This is a genomic window from Stenotrophomonas sp. PA-6-5C, assembly GCF_021605635.1.
Taxonomy (GTDB): Bacteria; Pseudomonadota; Gammaproteobacteria; order Xanthomonadales; family Xanthomonadaceae; genus Stenotrophomonas; species Stenotrophomonas lactitubi.
This window is the reverse complement of sequence record NZ_WKEE01000020.1, coordinates 23,365-45,051: the sequence shown is the minus strand read 5'-3', so window position 1 is coordinate 45,051 and position 21,687 is coordinate 23,365. Positions and strand designations below refer to the sequence as shown.

General features: G+C 68.1%; 22 protein-coding genes. 19 read left to right on the top strand and 3 right to left on the bottom strand.

The window, feature by feature from the left end; translation table 11 throughout:
- The first annotated feature begins 237 nt into the window (after window positions 1–237).
- Both GIW57_RS10800 and GIW57_RS10795 read left to right on the top strand, forming a co-directional pair.
- A complete protein-coding gene (locus tag GIW57_RS10800) occupies window positions 238–672 on the top strand; it encodes a glyoxalase (protein ID WP_100460318.1) in 435 nt (144 codons plus the stop codon).
- A 300-nt stretch (window positions 673–972) separates the two neighbouring features.
- Window positions 973–1,677, top strand: a complete 705-nt coding sequence (locus GIW57_RS10795; protein WP_329605753.1) for an AraC family transcriptional regulator — start codon at window positions 973–975, stop codon at window positions 1,675–1,677.
- A gap of 8 nt (window positions 1,678–1,685) precedes the next feature.
- Here GIW57_RS10795 and GIW57_RS10790 read toward each other — a convergent pair whose 3' ends face one another.
- Complete coding sequence (locus GIW57_RS10790) at window positions 1,686–2,564, bottom strand: sterol desaturase family protein (protein WP_236510634.1); 879 nt, start codon at window positions 2,562–2,564, stop codon at window positions 1,686–1,688.
- Between the two features lie 107 nt (window positions 2,565–2,671).
- Between GIW57_RS10790 and GIW57_RS10785 the strand changes: the two genes are divergently transcribed.
- The 7 genes from GIW57_RS10785 to GIW57_RS10755 all read left to right on the top strand — a co-directional run bounded on the left by GIW57_RS10785 (window position 2,672) and on the right by GIW57_RS10755 (window position 11,412).
- A complete protein-coding gene (locus GIW57_RS10785; protein ID WP_309295610.1) occupies window positions 2,672–3,622 on the top strand; it encodes a LysR family transcriptional regulator in 951 nt (316 codons plus the stop codon).
- A gap of 92 nt (window positions 3,623–3,714) precedes the next feature.
- Window positions 3,715–4,365 (top strand): DsbA family protein, encoded by a 651-nt coding sequence (locus GIW57_RS10780; protein WP_236510628.1) that lies wholly within the window; start codon window positions 3,715–3,717, stop codon window positions 4,363–4,365.
- Between the two features lie 36 nt (window positions 4,366–4,401).
- Window positions 4,402–5,409, top strand: coding sequence for a cyclase family protein (locus GIW57_RS10775; RefSeq protein ID WP_236510625.1), 1,008 nt, complete (start codon window positions 4,402–4,404; stop codon window positions 5,407–5,409).
- Window positions 5,410–5,673: 264 nt separating this feature from the next.
- Complete coding sequence (imuA, locus tag GIW57_RS10770; RefSeq protein WP_236510622.1) at window positions 5,674–6,288, top strand: translesion DNA synthesis-associated protein ImuA; 615 nt, start codon at window positions 5,674–5,676, stop codon at window positions 6,286–6,288.
- A 9-nt stretch (window positions 6,289–6,297) separates the two neighbouring features.
- Entirely contained in the window at window positions 6,298–7,707 is a 1,410-nt protein-coding gene (locus GIW57_RS10765; RefSeq protein ID WP_033831382.1) for a DNA polymerase Y family protein, read from the top strand.
- A 5-nt stretch (window positions 7,708–7,712) separates the two neighbouring features.
- Window positions 7,713–10,823: an error-prone DNA polymerase gene (locus tag GIW57_RS10760; protein ID WP_236510619.1), complete on the top strand. Its 3,111-nt coding sequence runs from the start codon at window positions 7,713–7,715 to the stop codon at window positions 10,821–10,823.
- Window positions 10,824–10,905: 82 nt separating this feature from the next.
- Window positions 10,906–11,412 carry a hypothetical protein gene (locus GIW57_RS10755; protein ID WP_099821509.1) on the top strand — a complete coding sequence of 169 codons (507 nt, stop codon included), beginning with the start codon at window positions 10,906–10,908 and terminating at the stop codon, window positions 11,410–11,412.
- Window positions 11,413–11,418: 6 nt separating this feature from the next.
- On the opposite strand, the gene ptsJ is transcribed toward GIW57_RS10755, so the two are convergent.
- Window positions 11,419–12,702, bottom strand: a complete 1,284-nt coding sequence (gene ptsJ, locus GIW57_RS10750) for a transcriptional regulator PtsJ (RefSeq protein ID WP_236510617.1) — start codon at window positions 12,700–12,702, stop codon at window positions 11,419–11,421.
- Window positions 12,703–12,777: 75 nt separating this feature from the next.
- On the opposite strand from ptsJ, the gene GIW57_RS10745 reads away from it, so the two are divergent.
- From GIW57_RS10745 to GIW57_RS10700, 10 genes are all read left to right on the top strand, one after another.
- A complete protein-coding gene (locus tag GIW57_RS10745; RefSeq protein WP_236510614.1) occupies window positions 12,778–13,551 on the top strand; it encodes a YggS family pyridoxal phosphate-dependent enzyme in 774 nt (257 codons plus the stop codon).
- Complete coding sequence (locus tag GIW57_RS10740) at window positions 13,548–14,261, top strand: glutamine amidotransferase (protein WP_236510611.1); 714 nt, start codon at window positions 13,548–13,550, stop codon at window positions 14,259–14,261. The genes GIW57_RS10745 and GIW57_RS10740 overlap by 4 nt, the downstream gene beginning before the upstream one ends.
- On the top strand, window positions 14,246–14,470 hold the full coding sequence (locus GIW57_RS10735; RefSeq protein ID WP_032975245.1) for a hypothetical protein: 225 nt from the start codon (window positions 14,246–14,248) through the stop codon (window positions 14,468–14,470). Before GIW57_RS10740 ends, GIW57_RS10735 begins: the two co-directional genes overlap by 16 nt.
- A 68-nt stretch (window positions 14,471–14,538) precedes the next feature.
- Window positions 14,539–15,066: a hypothetical protein gene (locus GIW57_RS10730; protein ID WP_236510608.1), complete on the top strand. Its 528-nt coding sequence runs from the start codon at window positions 14,539–14,541 to the stop codon at window positions 15,064–15,066.
- Window positions 15,063–15,602: a hypothetical protein gene (locus tag GIW57_RS10725; protein WP_100460326.1), complete on the top strand. Its 540-nt coding sequence runs from the start codon at window positions 15,063–15,065 to the stop codon at window positions 15,600–15,602. Before GIW57_RS10730 ends, GIW57_RS10725 begins: the two co-directional genes overlap by 4 nt.
- Window positions 15,603–15,751: 149 nt before the next feature.
- Entirely contained in the window at window positions 15,752–16,261 is a 510-nt protein-coding gene (locus GIW57_RS10720) for an RNA polymerase sigma factor (protein ID WP_100460327.1), read from the top strand.
- On the top strand, window positions 16,258–17,181 hold the full coding sequence (locus GIW57_RS10715) for a FecR domain-containing protein (protein ID WP_236510605.1): 924 nt from the start codon (window positions 16,258–16,260) through the stop codon (window positions 17,179–17,181). Before GIW57_RS10720 ends, GIW57_RS10715 begins: the two co-directional genes overlap by 4 nt.
- Window positions 17,182–17,260: 79 nt before the next feature.
- A complete protein-coding gene (locus tag GIW57_RS10710) occupies window positions 17,261–19,735 on the top strand; it encodes a TonB-dependent receptor (RefSeq protein WP_329605754.1) in 2,475 nt (824 codons plus the stop codon).
- Complete coding sequence (locus GIW57_RS10705) at window positions 19,722–20,522, top strand: ChaN family lipoprotein (RefSeq protein ID WP_236510599.1); 801 nt, start codon at window positions 19,722–19,724, stop codon at window positions 20,520–20,522. The genes GIW57_RS10710 and GIW57_RS10705 overlap by 14 nt, the downstream gene beginning before the upstream one ends.
- The gene (locus GIW57_RS10700; protein WP_236510596.1) at window positions 20,515–21,228 is read left to right on the top strand and encodes an energy transducer TonB; all 714 of its coding nucleotides are present in this window, start codon (window positions 20,515–20,517) and stop codon (window positions 21,226–21,228) included. Before GIW57_RS10705 ends, GIW57_RS10700 begins: the two co-directional genes overlap by 8 nt.
- On the opposite strand, the gene GIW57_RS10695 is transcribed toward GIW57_RS10700, so the two are convergent.
- Window positions 21,225–21,659, bottom strand: a complete 435-nt coding sequence (locus GIW57_RS10695) for a RidA family protein (protein ID WP_236510593.1) — start codon at window positions 21,657–21,659, stop codon at window positions 21,225–21,227. The two genes, GIW57_RS10700 and GIW57_RS10695, sit on opposite strands and share 4 nt — an antisense overlap.
- Window positions 21,660–21,687 lie beyond the last annotated feature (28 nt).

The window sequence follows — 21,687 nt, the reverse complement described above, 5'->3', positions numbered from 1 at the left end:
AGGCCAGAGGACGAGCCGGTCTGCGCGCGGGACCCTCCTCCCGTGCGTGACAACCTGCCTGTCCGGGCCGCGCAGGGCGACCCATCATGTGAAGAGTGTGCGAGGGCGTTCATCGCTGTCAACAGGACCTAAGTCACAGGCGCCACCTGCGCTATGGTTATCAGTCCATCACCGGCGGTCATCAACGGGCTGCACGACGCTGCCGATAATGGATCTCCCCGGCGACGAATCGAGCCCATGACCGTACATCGCGACTTCGACCATCTCTGGCGCGACCGCTGTGACACCTCCGGCCAGCGCAGCCCGCGCGTGCTGATCCGGGTATTCGTCGCCCCCGGCGAGCTGGAACGCAGCGTGGCTTTCTACGAGCAGCTGCAGGGTGTGGTCGCCGATGCCGGCTTTCCGTTTCCCGAGGCAGGCCTGCGGCTGGCGATGGTCGGTGCGTTCCTGCTGATCGAAGGCTGCGACGAGGCACTGGCGCCCTTCACGTCGACCACGGGCACGTTGCTGGTCGACGACGTTCGCCCGTATCACGACAAGCTGGTGGCCGCTGGCGCCGAGATCATCTTCCCGCTGCAGGTAGTGCCCACCGGTGCGGCGTTCAATGCGGTGCATCCCGATGGCACCGTGGTCGAGTACGTGCACCATCGGCCGGATCCGCAGGGGCGCTGAGGTGGCGGCCGGGCTGCGCCCGGCACCCGCCGAGGCAACGGCGTAGGCAACTGCAACAGCCGAAGCAAAAGCTGGGTTCCTGTGGGTAGGCGAGGTAGGTCCGGTTGCGGGGGACGGCGCAAGTACGTCCATGTAGCCTCGGTCGCGCCATCCATGGCGCTCACGCCCCCGCAACCGGCCCCACCCCGCCTTCGACAGTTCCCCGCTGCTGTTGGTAGGTGTCGACCTTGGTCGACACGGAGATCCACGCCATGCGTGGGTGTTTTTCTCATGAGCCTTTTGGACATACGTCATCCACGCATGGCGTGGATCTACAATTCCCCCATGTCCTCCCCCGCTCTGCCCTGGAATGGCACCCTGCTGCTGGATGCACACGTTGCCGTGCTGCAGGGCCACGCCGGTGACAGCGCTGCGCATGCGCATTACGCCCATCAACTGCTGCTGAGCGAAGGCGCGCCCTGGCAGATCGAGATCGATGGCGCGCGGCAGCAGGGCCAGCGGTTATGGCTGCCCTCCTTCCAGCCACACGCGATCCTGTCGGCTCCCACTGACGGCTGCACGGTGTTCCTTGAACCGGCGCATGCCGACCTCGAACAGATCCAGCAGCACCTGCAGTCGTTGCCAGGCAATGCCGCGCAGCTGCACGAATGGCTGCCACGGCTGAGCCGCCCGCAGCCCCTGGACCGTCGCGTGCAGGCGGCGCTGGCCCGCATCACCCAGCACCTGCCCGGCCCGGTGCCGGCTGCCGATATCGCCGAGGCCGCGCATCTGTCGACCAGCCAGCTGCATCGGCGCTTCCAGTCCGACCTGGCCGTGACCCTGCGCGGCTGGGTGCTGTGGCAACGGCTGCGCAGCGCGCTGGCGCATCACCTGCGCGGGCACAGCCTGACCGACAGCGCGCATGCCGCCGGTTTCGCCGACCTGCCCCACCTCTCGCGCAGTCTGCGCCGCATGTTCGGCATCGGCGCCGCGCAACTGCAGGGCCTGCAGCTGCACGCGGCCTGACGCACCGGTCAACCGCGCCTGCGCAGCCCCTCCGGCAGCTCCGGCACATCGCCATGCGGCAGCTCGCGGAAGGGCGCCAGCAGTTGTGCGGAATACGCCTGCGGATAGTCCGGCTGGCTGCCAATACCCAGATCAAGCTGCCCCAACCGATAGCCCGGCGCATCGAACGCCGTTCCCAGCAGTTGGTCCCACACGGTCAGGAACAAGCCGAAATTGACGTCGCCCGCAGTGCCATAGCGGATGTGGTGGAAACGATGCAGCGGCGCCCATGCCATCACCCTGCCCAGCACACCCGGGCGCATGTCCACGTTGGAATGCTGCAGCAACAACTGGATCGCAATGGCGAACGCCAGCACTGCGGCCACCGGCATCGGCATTCCCAGCAGCAACAGCGGCAATACACCGCCCACTGCTTCGGCCGCCTGGTGCAGCGGGTGTTTCATCAATCCATTGAAACCGTACATGCGGGTCACGCTGTGATGCACCGCATGCAGCCGCCACAACCAGCCGATGCGATGGCTGGCGTAGTGGACCAGGGTGATGCCAAGGTCAGCCGCGATGATCGCCACCAGCACCTGCAGCGCGAATGGCCACTGCATCGGCCAGATGTGCCAGGGCACGATCGCCGCCAGCAGCGGCACTGTGGCGATCGACAGCAGGTTCAGGCTTTCATTGACCAGCGCATGCAGGACGTCGCGCAGGCGGTCGCCATGGTCGTGGTTGAACGCCGGCTCGTAGGGCCACATCCGCTCGGCAGCGAACGAGACTGCGATGGCGACAGCCAGCAAGGCAAGCAGCCACAACGGGTCACCGTGATGGTGACCAACCCATACGATGGCGGCAGTGACAAAACCCAGCAGAAACAACGGGGCATACAGGCGGAGCATCCAATTCTTCATGGGCAACCCGGGAAGTGAGGGGCCTGCATGTTGGCGGGGCGTACAGATGGTCGGCTTGAACAAACGGCGCAACACCTCGCGTCGTCCATCCGCGCATGGCGTGGATCTACAATGGCGGCCTCATCGCGGCCGGGACCGGCATGGACTCCTTCACCTTGATGCGTGCCTTCCGCCGCATCGTCGAACGCGGCAGCCTGGCCCGCGCCGCCGAAGACCTGGGCCTGTCGCCAGCCGGGCTGAGCAAGCAGCTGCGCACGCTGGAAACGCACCTGGGCGTGGTGCTGCTGCAGCGAACCACCCGCCGCATGAGCCTGACCGAAACCGGCCATGCCTATTACCGCGAATGCTGCCGCCTGCTCGATGAGCTGGACGCCCTGGAGCGCGGCATCGCCCAGCAGCGCGGTGAAGTGAGCGGACGCCTGCGCGTCAATGCACCGCAGTCGTTCGCGCTGAGCACGCTGTCGCCGCTGCTGCCACGTTTCCTGCAGCAGCATCCGCAGCTTGCGCTCGACCTGGTGATGGAAGACCGGCTGCTCGATGCGGTCGGCGAAGGCTTCGACGTCTCCCTGCGCATCCGCGCCGAGCTGGAAGATTCGCGGCTGGTCGCACGCCGCCTGGCGTCGCTGCAGCAGGTGCTGTGCGCGGCGCCGTCCTACCTGCAGCACCATCCGGCACCGCAGCTGGTGGAGGAACTGCAGGCGCACAGCGTGCTCGGCTACAGCCTGTCCGATTCACCCGGCAGCTGGCCGCTGCTCGGCCCCGACGGCCAGGTCACGGTGACCCTGCCGACACGGGTCACCGCCAACAACAGCCTGCTGCTGCGTGACCTGCTGGTCGCCGGCGTCGGTATCGGTGCGCTGCCCTCGTTCCTGGCCGCACCGGCACTGGCCTGCGGCGAGCTGCAGCAGGTGCTGCCCGACCATCGCTATCCGCCGCGGTTCGTCTACGCGGTCTACCCCACCGCGCGCCACCTGCAACCGAAGGTACGCGCCTTCATCGATTTCCTGCACGCCGAGCTGCCCACCTGCGCCGGCCTGGATTCGTAACCGCCAGCGAAAACTGAGCTGCCCGCCGCGTGCTGTTTCGGCCCGGCGGCGCTGCCTACTCTGCCGCCTCCCCTCTCACGGACGGCAGGCCGATGATCGCCTCTCCTTCACTGACCACCACTGCACCGGTGGTCGATTTCTTCCATGACGTGGTCTGCGGCTGGTGCTTCGTGCTGGCCCCGCGCCTGCAGCAGGTCTCGGCCGAACTCGGCATCCAGGTCCGCCACCGCAGCTTCGTGCTGCAGGACTCGCGCGAACAGATGATCGAGGTGTTCGGCTCGATGCCGCGCGCCAAGGCCATCATCCTGCGCCACTGGGCCGACTGCGCCGCGCATGAAGACAGCGCGCGCATCGACATCGGAGGCATGCGCGCACAGGACTTCGAGTATCCGTCCGGCTGGCTCGGTGCGCTGGCCTGCCAGGCCGCCGGCATGCTCGGCGGCAACGACGCGCACGGCGCGATGTTCGATGCCGTGCAATGGGCACACCTGCACCAGCACCGCAACATCGGCGATGCCGAAGTGCTGCTCGATATCGCCGAACACCTGGGTCATCGGCGTGGCGTCTTCGCCGACCGGATGCGCAGCGATGAGGTGCGCCAGCGCGTGCAGGCCGACCGCGCTGAAGCTGCCGCGCTCGGCATCCGCTCCATTCCCACCGTCATCACCGGCAACGGTCTGCGCCTGCAGACCCTGCCGCTGCCGCAGCTGCGCCAGGCCCTGGCGCCGCTGGTCGCGGCCTGAGCCGCACCGTTCCCCCACCCTGCAAGGAGATTTCCCATGACCCCACGTACCCTGGGCACCGCCCTGGCCCTGCTGCTGGCCGGCGCCGCCGTCAGCATTCCCGTATCCGCACACGAACGCGTTCCTTCCGGCCAGCAGGTCGGCACCAGCCCCTGGGGGCCGAAGGATGAGATCGGCCGCCTCAACCTGATCACCGACGCCTCGCGTGCGGCGATCCTGTCGCGGGTCAGCGGTGGCAAGGCCTATGACCTGGCCACCGAGTATTACGTCGGCATGCCCAGCTGGCAGGATGCCGGCGACCCGCACTACCAGTTCTGGATGACCCACACCCCGCGCGGCACGGTGATGGACGACCCGATGGGCGTGGGCCAGACGATGAACCTCACCCGCAGCTACACCGGCACCGCGTTCTCGATGTACAGCCACACCGGTACCCACATCGATGCGCTGAACCACTTCGGCATCCATGGAAAGATCTGGAATGGCTTCGAGGCCGACAAGCATCTTGGCGACCGTGGCTGGAACGTCACCGGCATCGAGAAATTCCCGCCGCTGATTGCGCGTGGCGTGCTGATCGACGTGGCCGGTGCCAAGGGCATGGACATGCTGCCGGACAGCTACCGCGTCACCCGCCAGGACCTGAAGGATGCGCTGGCGCGCCAGCACGTGCAGTTGCAGCAGGGCGACATCGTGCTGATCCGCACCGGTCGCATGCGCCTGTTCGAACAGCCCAAGGCGTACATGGCCAACCCGCCGGGCATGGGCCTGGATGCGGCGCGTTTCCTGGTCGAGGACAGCGGCGCGATGATCGTCGGCGCCGACAACCTCAGCTTTGAGACCTTCCCCTCCGAAGTGTCCGACGACTACGTGCCGCTGCACACCTACCTGCTGGCGCAGCAGGGCGCGCCGATCATCGAACTGGTGGCGCTGGATGAACTGGCCCGTGACAAGGTCTACGAGTTCGCCTTCATCGGTGGCCCGCTGAAGATCCGCGGTGGCGACGCCGCCCCGCTGCGCCCGGTGGCCCTACCGGTCCGCCCTTGACCCGATAGCGCCGGGCCAGGGTCCGGGGTGCCGACCTTGGTCGGCACCGCATTTCCCCCATCCACGCATGGCGTGGATGCCTTACCTCCTTCAGCAAGCTGAAACCCCACCCTCCGATTTCATTAGTAATATTACTCACAAGCCGAGTAGCATGTCCGGTCTCAGCCCCTGATACCGGCCTGTCGATACTCGCTCCATGCCCGCCGTTTCCGCCCACTCCTGCCGCTTCCTGCCAGCCCGGCGCCTCTCTCGGAGGACCGGCTGATGGGCGCCGTCGTCGCCCTCGACCGCCTGCTGGACGGCCGCCAGGTCTGGCGCGGGCCGGCACGCCAGGGCCAGGCCAGCGACCATCTGGCCAGTGGCCACCCGGCGCTGGACGCGCGCCTGCCCGGCGGTGGCTGGCCGGCCAGCGGGCTGTGTGAAGTGCTGCAGGCCGCTCCCGGGGTCGGCGAACTGGCCCTGGTCTGGCCGGCGCTGGCGAAACTGAGCCAGCGCGAACGGCCGATCGTGCTGGTCGCCCCGCCCTACCGCCCGCATGCCCCGGCATGGGCCGCTGCCGGGCTCGACCTGGCCAAGCTGCAGATCATCCACGCCGCACCGAAGCAGGCCCTGTGGGCGACCGAGCAGTGCCTGCGCTCTGCTGCCTGCGCCGCCGTGCTGTGCTGGCCGCAGCAGGCCGACGATCGCGCCCTGCGTCGCCTGCAGGTTGCTGCCGACAGCGGCCAATGCCTGGGTTTCGTGTTCCGCGAGGCCCGCGCCGCCCGCAACCCCTCCCCGGCCAGCCTGCGCCTGCAGCTCGACCACGGCCAGGCGCGGGTGTTGAAGTGCCGCGGCGGGCTGCCACCGGCGCAGCCGTTGCCGCTGGCCATCGCCCACTGAGGCCGCGCCATGCATTGGGCCTGCCTGTTGTTGCCGCAGCTGGCGCTGGACAGCGTGCTGCGCCTGCAGCCGGACCCGCAGCGGCCGCTGGTGCTGTTGCAGGGGCCGGCGCAGCGTCGCGTGCTGCGTGCGGTCAGCCCTGCCGCGCGGGCAGCGGGGCTGCGCCCGGGCATGCTGCTGTCGGCCGCGCAGGTGCTGGTGCAGGACCTGCAGCTGCACGACTACGATCCCAGCGCCGAACAGCACACCCGGCAGTTGCTGGCCAGCTGGCTGTATGCCACCAGTTCGCTGGTCAGCCTCGATTTTCCGCATGCGCTGGTGCTGGAGATCGGTGCCAGCCGTGCCCTGTTCGGCGATTGGCTGACGATCGAACAGCGCCTGCGCAACGGCCTGCACGACCTCGGCTTCCGCCATCGCCTGGTCGCCGCCCCCAACCCGCATGCCGCGCGCGTGCTGGCCAATGTGCACGATGGCCTTGGCATCGACGCGCAGCAGTTGCCCGCCGCACTGGCGCAGCTGCCACTGGCACGTAGTGGCCTGCCCGTTGATGCGGTGACCGTGCTGGCACGCTCCGGCCTGCGCACGCTGGGCGCGGCCTTCGACCTGCCACGCGAGAGCCTGGCCCGCCGCTTCGCCCCCGAGGTGCTGCAGCAGCTGGACGCCGTGCGCGGCCTGGGCAACGCGCCGCTGCGCTATTACCAGCCGCCGGACCGGTTCGATGCGCGCATCGAATTCGAATACGAGATCGAATCCAGCCAGGCCCTGCTGTTCCCGCTGCGGCGCCTGCTGCTGGACCTGGCCGCGTTCCTGTGTTCGCGCGATGGCGGCGTGCAGCGTTTCGACCTGCATTTCGAGCATGACCTGCTGCCGGCCAGCGTGCTGACCATCGGCCTGCTGGCCCCCGAACGTGATGCGGCGCTGCTGTTCGAGATCGCGCGCAACCGCATGGAAGCCTTCGCCCTGCCCGCCGGCAGCCGTGCATTGCGCCTGCAGGCCGAGCAGCTGCCGCCGTTCGTGCCGGCCGCGCGCGATCTGTTCGACACGCGTCCAGCGCAGGCGATGCCATGGACGCAGCTGCGCGAGCGCCTGCGTGCACGCCTTGGCGATGACGCCGTGCAGCCACTGGCGGTGCAGGCCGACCACCGCCCTGAACGTGCCAGCGGCACCCAACCGCCGGCCAAGCCACCCGCCTGGTGGCCGCTGCGCCCCGGCTGGCTGCTGGAGACGCCGCAGCCGCTGCGCGATCCGCGCCTGCGCATCGTCGCCGGGCCGGAGCGGATCGAATCGGGCTGGTGGGACCAGGCCGATGCGCGCCGCGACTATTACGTGGTGGAAACCGCGCAGGGCCAGCGTGGTTGGGCCTTCCGCACGCGCAATGATCCGCATGCACCGTGGATGCTGCACGGCTGGTTCGGTTGAGCCCCATGCACACCGACCTGCCCGGGTACGCCGAGCTGCATTGCCTGTCGGCCTTCAGTTTCCAGCGTGGCGCGTCCACCGCCGAGGAGCTGTTCGCACGCGCCGCCGGCCAGGGCTATCGCGCGTTAGCGATCACCGACGAATGCTCATTGGCCGGCATCGTGCGTGCCTGGCAGGCGGCGAAGACACACGGCGTGGCACTGATCGTCGGCGCCGAATTCCAGGTTGAAGACGGGCCGAAGCTGGCCCTGCTGTGCACCGACCAGGCGGCCTATGCCGGGCTGTGCCAGCTGATCACCACCTGCCGCCGGCGGGCAGCCAAGGGCGAATACCGCTGCCTGCGCGAGGATCTGCATGCTCTGGCCGACGGCCTGCTGTGCCTGTGGCTGGACCGGCAACCCGATGCAGGCCATCTGCAACTGCTGCGCGCTGCTTTCAACGACCGCCTGTGGCTGGCGGTGGAGCTGCACCACGAACACGACGACACGCGCCGGCTACAGCAGTTGCAGGCTTTCGGCGAACGCCACCAGTTGCCACTGGTCGCCAGCGGTGACGTGCACATGCACGTGCGCCGGCGCCGCGCCCTGCAGGACACGCTGACCGCGATCCGCCACCGCTGCAGCGTGGCCGAAGCCGGCTGGCGCCTGTTCCCCAACGGCGAGCGTCACCTGCGCCCGCGCACCTCCCTGGCCCAGTTGTATCCCCCCGCGCTGCTGGCCGAGACCCTGCGCATCGCCGAACGCTGCCACTTCACCCTGGACCAGCTGAAATACACCTACCCACGCGAACTGGTGCCCGAAGGCCACGACCCCGACAGCTGGCTGCGCGTGCTGGTCGAGCGCGGCATTCCATGGCGTTGGAAGAAGGGTATCGAGCCAGCCCAGCGCAAGCAGATCGAGCACGAACTGGCGCTGATCAAGCAGAAGCAGTACGCCTCCTATTTCCTCACCGTGCAGGACATCGTGCGCTTCGCGCGCAGCAAGGACATTCTGTGCCAGGGGCGCGGTTCGGCGGCCAATTCGGCGGTGTGTTTCGTACTGGGCGTGACCGAGATCGACCCGGCGCGCAGCAACCTGCTGTTCGAGCGCTTCATTTCCGCAGAGCGTGATGAACCACCGGACATCGACATCGACTTCGAGCACGAGCGCCGCGAGGAAGTGCTGCAGTACGTGTTCAACCGCTATGGCCGCGAGCGTGCCGCGTTGACTGCGGTGGCGATCAGCTACCGTGGCCGCAGCGCGATCCGCGATGTCGCCCGTGCGCTGGGCCTGCCGATGGACCAGGTCAACGAACTGGGCGCGGCGATGGACCATTGGGGCGGCAATATCCCACTGCCGGAAACCCTGCGCGAGCGCGGTTTCGATCCGGAAACACCGTTGATGCGCCGGTTGCTGGCATTGACCGCCGAGCTGATCGATTTTCCGCGTCACCTGTCGCAGCATCCGGGTGGCTTCGTGATTTCCGAACACCCGCTGTCGACGCTGGTGCCGGTGGAGAACGCGGCGATGGCCGACCGCACCGTCATCCAGTGGGACAAGGATGACCTGGATGCCACCGGCCTGATGAAGGTCGACTGCCTGGCGCTGGGCATGCTCACCGCCATCCGCAAATGCCTGGCCATGCTGCACCAGCACGGGCTGCATAGTGGGCGCATGGATGCGATCCCCGATGAAGACAAACCGACCTACGACATGATCTGCGCCGCCGACACCATCGGCGTGTTCCAGATCGAGTCGCGCGCGCAGATGGCGATGCTGCCACGCATGCAGCCGCGCGAGTTCTACGATCTGGTGATCGAAGTCGCGATCGTGCGCCCCGGCCCGATCCAGGGCGACATGGTGCACCCCTACCTGGAGCGCCGACGGATCCTGCGTGAACAAGGCCCGGATGCGTTGAACGACCCGGACAACCCGCTGTATCCCCCCCTGCTCGACCGCGTATTCGCGCGCACACTGGGCGTGCCCTTGTTCCAGGAACAGGTCATGCAGCTGGCGGTGGATGCAGCTGGCTACACCGCGGGCGAAGCCGATGCCCTGCGCCGTTCGATGGCCGCCTGGAAGCGTCGTGGCGGCCTGGAGCCTCATCGCGAAAAGCTGCTGACCGGCATGCTGAAAAATGGTTTCAGCCTGGAATACGGCGAGCACCTGTTCGAGCAGATCAAGGGCTTCGGCGATTACGGATTTCCCGAAAGCCACGCCGCCAGCTTCGCCCTGCTCACCTATGCCAGTTGCTGGCTGAAGTGCCATCACCCGGCTGCGTTCGCCGCCAGCCTGATCAACAGCCAGCCGCTGGGCTTCTACAGCCCCGACCAGCTGCTGCAGGATGCGCGCCGGCATGGCATCACCGTACTGCCGGTGGACGTGCGCCACAGCGACTGGGACTGCACGCTGGACTTCAGCAAAGGCGCGGCGGCAATCCGCCTCGGCCTGCGTCTGGTCGATGGCTGCAGCGAACCGGCCGCACAGGCCATCATGCGCGAACGCGCGCGTCGCCCATTCGACGATGTCGGCGACCTCTGCCAGCGCACCGCGCTGGATCGCCGCCAGCAGGGCCTGCTTGCCGATGCCGGCGCCCTGCGCGGCCTCAGCGGCCATCGCCACCGTGCACACTGGGATATCTCCGGCGTGGAGAACCGCCTGCCGTTGTTCGACCAGGCACGCGCCACCGCCGAAGCACGCGTGGCCTTGCCCCTGCCCAGCGCCTGGGAAGACATGCAGGCCGATTACCGCAGCACCGGCACCACCCTCGGCCGCCATCCGATGTCGTTCCTGCGCGCGCAGCTGCGAACCCGCGGCTGCCTGGATGCCGCGCAGCTGGCCAACCATGGCCATGGCCGGCGCGTACGCATCGCCGGCCTGGTACGCATGCGCCAGCGCCCGCAGACCGCCAGCGGCGTCACCTTCCTTACCCTGGAAGATGAAACCGGCATGGTCAACGCCGTGGTCTGGCGACATCTGGCCGACCGCCAGCACCACATCCTGGTAGACACGCAGCTGATGCAGATCGACGGCCGACTGGAACGCGTGGATGGCGTGCAGCATGTGATCGTGCAGCGCATGCATTGCCTGGACCAACTGCTGCAGGGACTGCGCAGCCACAGCCGCGACTTCCATTGACGATACACACCGTCACACAACGCACTGGTCACGGCCAACCGGATTCCGCTATCGTCGGCCATGTCCAAGGAAGGAATACACAATGGCTCGTGCCCTGACCCTGACCACCCTGGTGGTCGCCATACTCGCGCTGCTCGTTTCCGGCTGGACCGCCTGGAACCTGCATCGCAGCCAGTCACCGCAACGCGTGATCGAAGCACGCGGCCTGATCATCCACGATGCCAGCGGCCAGCCACGGGTGATCCTCGGCGCACCGGTCCCCGATCCCCTCAGCCAGGGCCGCCCGCAGGGGCCGCGTGCCACCGCCCTGTCCGGCCTGATCCTGCTGGGTCCCGATGGCTCCGAGCGCGGCGGCTATGGCACCAGCGACCGGGGTGGCGAAGCCCTGCTGACCCTGGACGATGCCACCGGCACCACCGAAGTCTTCAAAGTGGTCGCCAACCCGGACCGCGGCGCCAGCCTTATGGTCAAGCACCAGAACAACACCGGCGCCATGCTGAGTTCCTGGCAGGGCAAGCCGGAACTGGTGTTCCTCGACGACAGCGGCCAGTCCTACTACGTGCGCCCCGGCGCCAGCGCCGCGCCCTGAGCACGCTCAGCGCATCACCGCCGCCAGGTCATCGGCCAACCGACGCTGCTGCGGCGGGCCGAGTGCCGCACAGGTGATGCGCAGCCCATGCGCCGGTGCAGCCACGGCAAAGACTTCGCCCCCGCGCACATGCCAGCCACGCGCGGCCAGCGCCAGCACCTGTGGCGTGCTGTCGGCCGGCAGTGGCAGCCACAGATTCAAACCTTCCATCGGCATGGGTGTCGGCAGCCCACGCGCCTGCAACAGCGCCTGCAGACCCTGCAGCCGCTGCTGGTAGCGTTCACCGGCCGCAGCGACCTTCGCCCGTTGCTGCGCCGACTCCAGCACCGCACTGACCGCATCCTGCAACAGGTGGCTGACCCAGCCGGTGCCCGCCGCCAAGCGCAGCCGCAGGCGCGCCGCGGTCTGCCCATCGCAGGCCAGCCAGGCCACGCGCAGGTCCGGGCCCAACGCCTTGGACAACGAACGCAGCAGCGCCCAACGCCGATCGTCCATCGGCAGCACCGAGTGATAGACCTGCTGCGAGAGCAGCGCGTAGTGATCGTCGATCAGCACCGCCACCTGCGGATAGCCGGCCAGCAACTGGCGAAGCGCGCGCGCACGCTTCGCATCCAGGCTGGCACCGGTCGGGTTGTGCGCGCGTGGGGTCAGCAGCACCGCACGTGCGCCTGCATCCAGCGCCTGCCGCAGTGATTCCACCTGCATGCCGTGCGCATCCACCGCCACCGGCAACGGCACGTGTCCGGCGGCACCGAGTACGTTGAGGCTGCCCAGGAAACAGGGATCCTCCACTGCGATGCGGTCCCCCGGCAGCAACCATGCCGACAACAGACGCTCGATGCCATCGACCGCGCCATGGGTCAGTTCCAGCGCATAGCCCTGCGGGCAATCGGCATCCAGCGAGGCCCGTGCCAGGCGCTGCATGCGTGGATCGACCGTCTCCACCCCATACAGACGCGAGGCCGTCGCAGCTACGCGCAGGCTGGGCAGGCAGCGCGGATCCGGATTGCCGCCGGCCAGATCATGCAGGGCCAGCCCCGGCGCACTGCCCTCGCGTGCCATCGTCGCCGGCAGGCCGCGCACCACTGTGCCGCGACGCCCCGCCGTACTGGCCAGGCCCGCCGCGTCCAGTCGCTTGTAGGCGGCGGCCACGGTATTGCGGTTGACCCCCAGCTGATCGGCCAGATCCCGCACCGGCGGCAGCACGCTGCCCGCTGCCAGATGGCCGCTACCGATGCCCTCGCGGATGCTGTCGAAGATCGCTTCGGCGCTGCTCCCGGTGATTTTCATTTTGTCCTATGCCAAACTATCTATTGTCCTGTGCCAGTGTATCCCACCCTGGCCACCCCGCACCGGAGGTGCCCCATGTCCCTCGCCCCCGCCGACTGGCCCGTCGCCCAGTCCGTCGAACAGATCGCCGCCAACCTGGCCACCGTGCGCCAGCGCATCGCCAGCGCCTGTGCCCGCGCCGGTCGTGATCCGGCCAGCGTGCGCCTGCTGCCGGTCAGCAAGACCGTCGATGAAGCACGCATCCGCATGGCCGTAGCCGCCGGTTGCCACGAACTGGGCGAAAACAAGGTGCAGGAGGCGCAGCGCAAAGCCGAGGCCATGGCCGACCTTGGCGTGCACTGGTCGGTCATCGGCCACCTGCAGACCAACAAGGCCCGGTACGTCGCACGCTTCGCCAGCGAGTTCCAGGCGCTGGACAGCCTGCGCGTGGCCGAGGCGCTGCAGCAGCGGCTGCTGCTGGAGGACCGCACACTGGAGGTGTTCGTACAGGTCAACACCTCGGCCGAGCCCAGCAAATATGGCCTGGAACCCACTGCGGTGGCCGACTTCGTGCAGCAGCTGCCTGCCTTCGACCGCCTGCGCGTGCGTGGCCTGATGACCCTCGCCATCTTCACCCCCGAGGTGGAACGCGTACGCGCCTGCTTCGTGCGCCTGCGAGAGCTGCGCGATCAGCTGCAGCAGACAGCACCGGCTGGCCTCGACCTGTCGCAGCTGTCGATGGGCATGTCCGGTGATTTTGAAATCGCCATCGAGGAAGGCGCCACTGTCGTCCGTGTCGGCCAGGCGATCTTCGGTGCACGCTCCACGCCCGACAGCTTCTACTGGCCCACCCCGGGAGCACCGGCATGAAGCGCGCCGTTGCCCTGCAGCACGTGGCCTTTGAAGATCTCGGCACCCTGCACCCACTGCTGCTCGCACAAGGGTGGCAGGTAAAGGTCCTGCAGGCAGGCGTGGATGCACTCGACGCCGCCGAAGATGCCGATCTGCTGGTGGTGCTGGGTGGTCCGATCAGCGTCAACGATGGAGCGGCCTATCCGTTCCTCGCCGACAGCATCGCGTTGCTGCAGCGTCGGCTGCAGCAGCAGCGGCCGACGCTCGGCATCTGTCTCGGCGCCCAGTTGATGGCGCGCGCACTGCACGCCGACGTCGCCCCCACCGGCGGCAAGGAAATTGGTTTCGCACCGCTGCTGCTCACCGATGAGGGCCAGCGCTCGCCATTGCAGGCATTGCAGGGCATCCCGGTGCTGCACTGGCATGGCGAAGCCTTCGAACTGCCGGTGGGCGCGCGGCGCCTCGCCAGCACGCCCGCCTGTCGTCACCAGGCCTTCGCCATCGGCCACCATGCACTCGCGTTGCAATGCCATCCCGAACTGGATGCGCGCCAGTTCGAGCGTTGGCTGATCGGCCATGCGCTGGAACTGGCCGAGGCCGGCATCGATCCCGTCGACCTGCGCACGCAGGCCCGCCGCTACGGCGGGCCTCTGGCCGCCGCGGCGACCGCGATGTTCCATCAGTGGCTGCACGACCTGCCGGAGACCCGCCCATGCATTACCGCCTGACCATCCAGCACAACGGCATCCATTGGGGCCATGTCGACTGCGACGGTCCCAACGCGCTGCAACGCATCGATGCCATCGCCGCACGCCTGCCCGCTGCCGAAGGCTTCACCCTGCAACGGCAGAAGGGCATCGGCGAGGAGCGTATCCTCTCCAGCACCGCCGATGGCCTGCGCGTGCTGGCCGCGCAGATCCAGTACCGCGATCTCTGACCATCGCGCCGGGTGCCGGCCAGCGGCCGGCACTACCCGGCTACCCACTCCCATGCGAAGCTTCACGCATGTTGAAACTGTCACGCGGCACCATCGACGGCCTGCGCATTGCCCCACGCTGGCCCGCGTCACAGGTCATCGTCGAGGCCGAGGTCCTGCAGCGCCTGCTCGATGCGCAGGCACGGCTGCCGTCCACCCTGCGCCTGCTGGTCACCCGCGGCTTCGAATGCCGCCAGGGACAGCTGGGCGGCTTCCGGCGCGTGGTCCGGCGGCTGGGCATCGCCGTGTTCCGCTGCTGCTATCGGCATCGCCATGATGAGATCGACGCCATCTTCGGCGCCAATGGCCACGACCTGGACGGGAGCCATGTGGATGTCTCGCTGGTCGTGCATGGCCGGCGCGTGCGTTTACTACCACTGGGCGTGTTCACTCCACTGCGCTGGCAGCAGCAGCGCGTCAGCCGCCATGCCGACGCCGTTGCAGCGGCCAGGGATGCACTGCAGCGATGCGGCTTCGATCTGCACCCCAACGCCACGGAGAGCCTGCAGATCCACTGCGACTATCGCGGCACCACGCTGGCGGAACCGTCGCGTTGATCGACGTTCCCCGCGCGTTGCAGGCAACCTGCACCGACCTCCAGCAACGGCTGGGCCGGATCGACAACCTGTCGGGCAATGGTGAACGCCGCCTCATCATCGAAGGAGAGCTGCTGCGGTTCCCCTATCGTATCTACGCCGACGCCACGGACCTGTTCCGGCTCGCATCCCAACTGCAGGACGATACGCGCGCCCTCTGCCTCTGCCTGCTCTCGCGTCACTGCGACGGACATGTACGGCAACGTGCGATCGAGACGCTGGGTCCCTCGCCGATGCCCTGGGTGCATGCCTTCCAGCTGACCTTGCTGGGTGAGTACGTGGACGAGATCGCATCGGCCGTGGCATTCCAGGCGCAACAGACCGGCCTGCAGCGCTATGCCGCGCTCATTGGCGAGAACCGCGCCTTCGTCGACCTCTGCCGACAACGCGCCGCCAGCTACTGGGATGCCTACTACCGCGCCCGCTACTCCCGCCTGCGCCTGTTCCCGGCCCACCGCCTGCTGCTGCAGATGGCACACGCCGCGCGCTCGCCGTAGCGCTCTCCGCACCCGCCAGCGCACGTCCGCTCGGCACTACCGCAAGACGGGCACCCCCCCGTAGATGCAAATGATTCTCCTTTACTGTAAGGTAATGCCGCTGCCCTTGCCGCCGCGGGCTGTTCCCTTCCCCAGCCTTCGCCCGCCCCGTGCCCACGCCTGTCGAATCGACGGATGTCGCGCAGCTGTGCGCCGCCCACTATCGGCCGCTGCACGCCCACGTCCGTCGCAAACTCCCACAACGCAGTGACGCCGATGATGTCGTCCAGGAAACCTGGCTGCGTGTCGTCAAAGTCGCCGCCAGCGGCCTGCTCAGCAATGGCCGCGCCTACCTGTATCGCGTTGCCCACAACCTGATCGCCGACCACTATCGCCTGATCCAGCGCCGTCGCGAAGAGGCCTTGGATGACGCGCAGCTGCAGGCCATCGCCGATCCCGCCCCGTTGCCCGAGCAATGCCTGCTCGATGCCGAACAACTGCGTCACCTCGATGCGATCATCGCCGCCCTGCCGCCGCGCTCGCGCGAGGTGTTTCTGCTGGCGCGCGTCGAGCAGTGCAGCCTGGCCGACATCGGCCGCCAGCTCGGCATCAGTCGACAGACCGCGCATGGCCATCTGCTGCGCGCGCTGGTGGCCCTGCAGCAGGTGCCCGCCGCATGAGCCAGGATCCGATTGCCCGCGAAGCAGCGCGCTGGTGGCTGCATGCGCACGACGAACAGCGCGACGAAGCTGCCTTCACCCAGTGGTACGAGGCCGATCCACGCCACGCGGCGCAATACCAGCACCTGTTGCAGCTGTGGCAGGCCGGTGCAGCACTGCCGAGCCTGCAACGGCAACAGCAGCGTCGCCAGCGCCGGCGACTGCGCGAAGCCGGCATCGCCGTGCTGCTGCTGTGCGCGCTCGGCCTCTACACCCGGCACAACGCCCTCCCGCCGGAACAGACACTGCGCACGGCATCAGGCGAGATCGAGGACGTGCGCCTGCACGACGGTTCGCGTCTGCAGCTGTCGCCGGACAGCGAAGTGGACGTGCGCATCGATGCCCACCGGCGTGCGCTGCAGCTGCGGCAAGGCCAGGCCTGGTTCCAGGTCGCACCTGATCGCGACCGTCCGTTCCAGGTGCATACGCCACACGGCACGGTCACGGCGTTGGGTACTGCCTTCGACATCGCGGTCAGTGGCGATGCCAGCGTAGTGACCGTCACCGAACACCAGGTCCGCGTGGACAGTGACACGGGCAGCAGCGAAGCGGCCGCCGGCCAGCAGCTGCGCTTCGATGGCACGGCACCCTCGCCCGCGCTTGCAGCAGCCCCGGCACAGCTGGCATGGCGCGAACGCCGGCTGGCCTGGGTCTCCGCGCCACTGGTTGACGTCGTCCGGGATCTGGATCGCTGGCACGGGGGCCATACCTGGATCGCCGGCGACGCACTGCGGCAGCAGCCGGTCACGGTGCTGGCCGACGCGGATACGGCCGCGCGCAGCCGCGACCAGCTGGCCACCGAGCTGCACGTGCGCGTTGTCCGTATCGGGCCCAACCTGCAGGTGTGGCTGCCGGCGAAGGCATCGTCCGATGCACGCTGAACGCATCGACCCTGACATCCGGGCCACCGCTGCGTCTTCCCAGGGTGACGACGCACTGCGTCACTCCCTGGAGCCCACGATGCTGTCCCACCGCCCCCTTGTTCTTGCGCTGTCTCTTGCCTGCGCCGGTATCGCCCCCGTGCTTGCTGCGAACGCGCAGGCACAGACCAGCGCAACCCGCCGCTATGATATTCCCGCCCAGCCGCTGGTCACCGCGCTGGACGCCTACAGCCGCGTCAGCGGCGTCGATCTGGTGATCGGCCGTGCCCTGCCAGCCAACCAGAGCGCACCCGCCCTGCAGGGTGACTTCGACGACACCCAGGCATTGGCACGGCTGCTGGCTGGCAGCGGCCTGCGCGCGCGCTTCATCGATGCACGCCGTGCCACCCTCGAACCGGCGCCAGCCGGCACCGACGATGGCAGCCGCCAGACTGGCCCGCTGCGCGTGCAGGGGCGCACCGCCCATGCCATTGATCCGGGTACCGGGGCGAGCCAATACATTGCGGCCACACAGGATGGCTTCGCGCCGAAGATCGGCAGCGAACGGGTCGCCATGGCCGAGCGCCAGGACGGCAACAGCCTGCTGCGCTCGATGCCTGGCACGCACAGTTTTCACTCGCGCAGCCAGCCCGGCCTGCAGATCAACATCCGCGGCATGGCCGGCGCAGGCCGGGTCAACACCATGATCGACGGCGTCACCCAGACCTTCCGCAACAACGCCGGCCATGGCTCGGGCGGCCCGTTCGCCTACGTGGACCCGTTCCTGCTGGCAGGCGTCGACGTTCAGCGCGGCGCGGTCAGCGGTGGCGATGGTGCCGGCACGCTGGCCGGCAGTACCAACTTCCGCACCCTGGACATCGAAGACCTGGTCTCCGATGGCCGCGAGTGGGGCCTGCGTGCTGGCTACCGGCATGGCAACAACGGCTATGGCAGCGGACGTACCTTCGCCGGCGCCTGGCGCCACAGCGAAGACGGCGGCGATCGCCAGTTCGGCCTGTTGGCAGCAGCCAGCAGCAGCCGCAGCAGTGAATACGCAACGTCCCGTGGCCAGAAAAACAGCGCCGACCCCGGCAGCCAGCACCCCAGCAGCTGGCTGCTGAAGGCGCGCCTGCAGCCCAGCGACCAGCACCGCCTGGACCTGAACCACATGCGCTATGAGAACGACTTCTACCACAACTATCCGTGGCAGATTTCCGCTCGCAACCAGCGCGCCAGCTACCACTACACGCCCTACTCGCCGTGGATCGACCTGCGCGCCAGTTTCGCCGCCAACAAGACCCGGCTGTTCTATCCGCCGGTGGAAGATTCCAGCTACATCGGCCGGCGTACCCACAGCAGCCTGAGCAGCTGGAACGTGGACAACACCAGCCGCTTCGACATCGGCGCCGTACAGGCACGCTGGAACACCGGCATCAAGCACCAGTCGGACATCTTCGTTGCCGATACCCCCACCCTGCGTGGCGCCAACCCACAAGGGCGCAGCCAACTCGACAGCGTGTTCACCACCCTGGAGCTGCAGTACGACATCTACGCGCTGTCGGCGGGCCTGCGCCAGGACCGCTACGGCATCCGTGGCCACGTCCCCACCTGCTCGGATGTGCCTGGGCAATGCCTGGAGATCGGAGGTGGCGGCATCGACGTCGATCGCACCCAGCATGCGCTCAGCCCCAGCCTCTCGCTGTCGGTGCAGGCCACCGACTGGCTGCAGCTGTTTGCCGAAGCCTCGCGCACCTCACGGCCGCCGCGCGTGCAGGAAATGTTCTTCGAGAAGATCCCGCTGGAAGGCATGAGCGATGCCGACGGCGTCGGCGCCAACCCCTTCCTGCGCCGCGAGCATTCGCGCAACCTGCAGTTCGGCGCCAACCTCAGCACCAGCTCGCTGCTGGTCGACGGCGACCTGGCGCAGCTGCGCCTGACCCGCTTCGACAACCGCATCCGCGACTACATCAAGCCACAGTACCTGCTGATCGTGCATCCGCCGGAAGTCGAACCGTTCGTGGTGCCGATCGACAGCGACCCACAGCTCAACGCATGGACCGACAGCCTGGATGTGGACGACTTCAGCACCACCACGCGCTGGATGAACCATCCTGGCGTGGTGCGCATGCGCGGCCTCGAACTGGAAGCGCACTACGCCAGCGAGCACTACCACGCCACCCTCAGCTGGACCCGCTCGCGCACCAGCGCACCGGCCATCGAATTCGTCAACCTGGAAGACATCACTGCCCTGCCCGACCGCTACTGGACGCTGGATGTCGGCGGCCGCTGGTGGCAGCAGCGCCTGCAGGCCGGTGTGCGCGCCGAGTACTCCGGCCCCACCGAAGAGGGTTACGACTTCTTCCAGACCCGCAAGACCGGCGGCACCGGCGTGCTGCTGGATTTCTACGCCAGCTTCAAGCCGCAGGCCAACACCACGCTGTGGCTGAACATCGAAAACCTGCAGAACAAAGCCTATGACAACAACGCCTCCATCGACAGCATCTTCAGCCCTATCCTGGACCGCGGCAACGGCCGTGGCCGTACCGTCTCGGTGGGCGTCAATGTGGCGTTCTAGCCGGCGCTGGCTGGCGCTGGGGCTGATCGCGCTGGCGGCGGCAGCCAGCGCGCAGCCGATGCCCGGCAAGGTGATCGACCTGGCCAGTGGCAAGGCACTGGACCAGGCCGCGTTCGTGCAGCGGGTTGCCGCCGCCGAGCGCGTGCTGCTCGGCGAGCGTCACGATATCGATGCCGACCATGACGCCGAACGTTGGCTGCTGCAGGCATTGCAGCAGCGGCGTCCGCAGGGCGCGCTGATGCTGGAGATGATCGCCAGCGAACGCCAGCCCCGACTGCAGCGTGTGCAGCGCTGGCTGGACAAGGGCAACCGGGCAGAATCGCAACGGTTGGCCGAACTGCTGGACTGGGATCCCCGCTGGCCATGGACACGCTATGGCGGACTGGTACAGATCGCCACCGACAGCGGCATCCGCCTGCAGGGCAGCAACCTGTCGCGCGCTGAAGTCGACACGCTGCTGGCGTCATCGCCCGAGGTGGTGTTCCCGGCCGACGGCGCGCGGCAGCGGTTGTCAGCGGTGGTGCTGGCCCAGCACGCCGACGCCGCGCCCATGCTCGATGGCATGCTTGCCGTTCAGCACGCACGCGACACACGGATGGCGCAGGTGCTGATGCAGTCGCCGGCCCCCGCCCTGCTCGTCGCCGGCCGTTGGCATGTGCTGCGTGGCACCGGCGTACCCGGTTATCTGCCAGCCTCTGTGCCAGCGCTGGTGATCGCGCTGGCATCGGCCGACGAAGACGTGGCGGGTGACGACGCCAACCTGATGTGGGTGGTCGGCGATGAGTGAGCGTCGGCAGCACTGGCAAGCGGTGACGATCAGCGTCGGGCTGCACCTGCTGCCGTTGCTGCTGTTCGTCCATTGGGTGTCCACCCCGCCGCTGCTGCCGCCTCCCGAAAAGGACGTGCGCATCAGCCTGCGCCTGCTGGCACCGGCCACACCACCGCAGCCGGTGGAAGAACTGCAGGCCGAGCGCCCCAGCCAGGCGCAGCAATCGCGGGCGGCCGAAGCACGCAAAGCACCCCCGCCGCCACGCGCCACGGCGGCACCCGAAGGCAACCTCGCCGCCAGCGAGAAGAATGGCGACGGCCACCAGCCCTTGCCTGTGGCCCCGCCTGCGGCCGCGACCGATGCCCGTTCCGCACCGGCATCGATCACGGCCGCACCGCCCGCCCCGGACGCACCACCGGCGGACTTCCAGGCCGGCGCCGCCAGCGACCAGTGGGAAGCCCGCCTGATGGCGCGGCTGGAGCGTTACCGCTACTACCCCGCCGTAGCGAGGTCGCGGCGCCAGCAGGGCACCGCATGGGTCAGGGCCAGCATCAGCCGCGACGGCCACCTGCTGGCATTGCGCCTGGAGCAGCCCAGCGGACAGCCGATGCTGGATGAAAGTGCGCTGCAGACATTCCGACGCGCGCAGCCCCTGCCGCGGATTCCAGAAGAGCTGCCGGCTCCGCAGGAACTGGTGGTGCCGGTGGAGTACTACCTGCGCTAAGCGCTGTAGGCCTGGGCCTCGATCTCGAACAGCATTCCGTCCAACGCCAGCCGCGGCACCGGAATCAGCGTGCAGGTAGGTGCCGGGCGATTGGCCCAGCGTCGCCGCACCTGGCGGGCGATGATGCCCAGGCGATCCTCATCGTGGTCGACCACCAGGATCCGCAGTCGCGCAACATCGGTCAGATCCGCGTGGGCCGAGCGCAGCGCGGTCTGCAGATTGTCCAGTGCCTGCGACACCTGCTCCTCGAAACCGGGCGACAGGTTTCCCTGGTCATCTTCGCCGCCCTGCCCAGCGATATGGATCACCCGCGCTGGCAGTCGCACCACCGCCACGTGCGAGTATCCGTTGGCACTGGGATCGTGCAGGCCAGGGGGATCGAACAGATCCAGCAGGCCATGGCTGAAGTCCGGAGTGGTCAGCAGGTTCATACCGCATGCCTCGTGGGGAATGCGAGGC